The organism is Microbulbifer agarilyticus, from assembly GCF_020171345.1.
GTDB classification, from domain to species: Bacteria; Pseudomonadota; Gammaproteobacteria; order Pseudomonadales; family Cellvibrionaceae; genus Microbulbifer; species Microbulbifer agarilyticus_D.
Window position 1 is genome coordinate 1 of the sequence record NZ_JAIUZM010000010.1, and the last position, 2,438, is coordinate 2,438.

Annotated in this window: 1 protein-coding gene; it reads left to right on the forward strand. The window is 50.8% G+C overall.

The window, feature by feature from the left end:
- Positions 1-865: 865 nt before the first annotated feature.
- The gene (locus LCM31_RS16220) at positions 866-1,219 is read left to right on the forward strand and encodes a hypothetical protein (RefSeq protein WP_224871799.1); all 354 of its coding nucleotides are present in this window, start codon (positions 866-868) and stop codon (positions 1,217-1,219) included.
- The last annotated feature ends 1,219 nt before the right edge of the window (positions 1,220-2,438 follow it).

Below are 2,438 nucleotides of genomic sequence, written 5' to 3' on the forward strand. Positions count from 1 at the left end.
TCAGCCATAACCAGGCTAGGCAGGATCGCCCAAGGCCCCTGCGGGGCCCCGGGCTGGACAGCCTACGCTGCGCTTCGGCTGCCCCTGCTAGCGGCGTTATGGTGCCGGTCGGTATTTTTAGTTTTTCGAGGTTGCTGAAAATTCAGTGCCACAAAATAGCTTCCAATATTGAGCCAATTTGGCCGGTTGCTATTCAATCAAGTTCGTTCCTAGAGCGTTCGTTCTGGTTAAGTAGAAGAGGGTATTCCTGAGTAATCTTATGGAGTGCCAGTAAGATAAAAAATAGTTGGGGAAGGTGAGGTATTCTTTCCTCGTAAATTTAGGCAGTGGCCAGCCAAGCCGTGGCTGGCAAAGTGCTAGTAGGTAGTCCGGAGTGCGCCAGCCATAACCAGGCTAGGCAGGATCGCCCAAGGCCCCTGCGGGGCCTCGGGCTGGACAGCCTACGCTGCGCTCCGGCTGCCCCTGCTAGCGGCGTTATGGTGCCGGTCGGTATTTTTTATTTTTTCGAGGTTGCTGAAAAATCAGTGCCGAAAAATAGCATCCAACATTGTGCCAATTTGGCCGGTTGCTATTCAATCATGTTCGTTCCTAGAGTGTTCGTTCCGGTTCGGCAGAAGAGGGCAGTCCAGAGTAATCTCTTGGAGTGCCAGTAAGAGAAAAAATCGCTGGGGGAAGTGCGGTATTATTTCCTCGTAAATTTAGGCAGTGGCCAGCCAAGCCGTGGCTGGCAAAGTGCAAGTAGTAGGTTCCGAGTGCGTCAGCCATAACCAGGCTAGGCAGGATCGCCCAAGGCCCCTGCGGGGCCTCGGGCTGGACAGCCTACGCTGCGCTCCGGCTGCCCCTGCTAGCGGCGTTAATTTATTGTATGAAGCGAACAATTCTTCAAATAGTTACGTCCATTTCATTGTTTTCTTTCGGGTTGGTGGTTGGACTCTTCATAAGTGGTAAAGTCTTAGAGATCAGTGAGCTGGATATGTATGCTCATCAACTTATGGGGCTTTCCGGCACTCTAAATCAAATCTCCGACGAAGGAGTGCAGTCGGGAATTAAGACAATGAATAATGATTTATGCTCACTAATTTCGATTATTCAATCATCCGAAGAGCAGGTGTCACGCTTGCCAGAGCAAACGGTTGATCTATTGGTGGTGTCCCTGCAAAGGCAGGGGAAAAATTGCGATAACTATAATGCGCTTTTGGCGGAGCTAGGTGCCAATTAAATTAACAAGCGCAAGCAAGATGCTCCGGCCCTTTGGGCCTCCGCGGGACGCCCAACGCTATGCACATTTTGTGCGGGTCGCTGCGCTCCCCAGTTTCGCACAAAATATACACAGCATTGGTCGCCCCTGTTGCGGGCGTTATGGTGCCGGTCGGTATTTTTTTGTTTTCAGTGGTTGCTAAAATTTAGTGCCGCAAAATAGCTTCCAACATTGAGCCAGTTTGGCCGGTTGCTATTCAATCAAGTTCGTTCCTAGAGCGTTCGTTCTGGTTAAGTGAAAGAGGGTGCTCCTGAGTAATCTTGTGGAGTGCCAGTAAGAAAAAATGAGTTGGGGAAAGTGCGGTATTCTTTCCTCGTAAATTTTGGCAGTGGCCAGCCAAGCCGTGGCTGGCAGAGTGCTAGTAGGTAGTTTGGAGTGCGCCAGCCATAACCAGGCTAGGCAGGATCGCCCAGGGCCCCTGCGGGGCCCCGGGCTGGACAGCCTACGCTACGCTCCGGCTGCCCCTGCTAGCAACGTTATGTTTCCTGAATCAAGTGGCATTGAATGTTTAAGCAGCAATTTTTTCAGGTCTTGATCGGATCATTGGTTTTTCCTTTTATATGCTGCGTCTTAATCGGAGTATTTAAAGGGCTAGAGTACGGAAGTGCTTGGATAGGGTTTAAAGTCTGGCTTTACACATTTATCTTTGTTAGTCCTTTTTTCGTAGCTCCAAAGTGGAGGGTGCTGCGGTCCCTCGCCAAGGGAAATCGCTTGTGAGCGGTATCAAAACATAACAAGCGCAAGCAGTTTGCTACGGCCCTTCGGGCCTCCGCGGGACGCCCAACGCTATGCACATTTTGTGCGGGTCGCTGCGCTCCCAGTTTCGCACAAAATGTGCACAGCATTGGTCGCCCCTGTTGCGGGCGTTATGGTGCCGGTCGGTATTTTTTTGTTTTCAGTGGTTGCTGAAAATTTAGTGCCGCAAAATAGCTTCCAATATTGGGCCAATTGGGCCGGTTGCTATTCAGTCAGTTCCGTTCTTAGAGTGTTCGGTCTGTTTCAGTAGAAGAGGGCAGTCCGGAGTTATCTTTTGGGGTGCCAGTAAGATGGAAAATAGTTGAGGAAAGTGCGGTATTCTTTCCTCGTAAATTTTAAGCAGTGGCCAGCCAAGTCGTGGCTGGCATAGTGCTAGTAGCTGGTTCAGAGTGCGGCCGCAATAACCAGGCTAGGCAAGATCGCC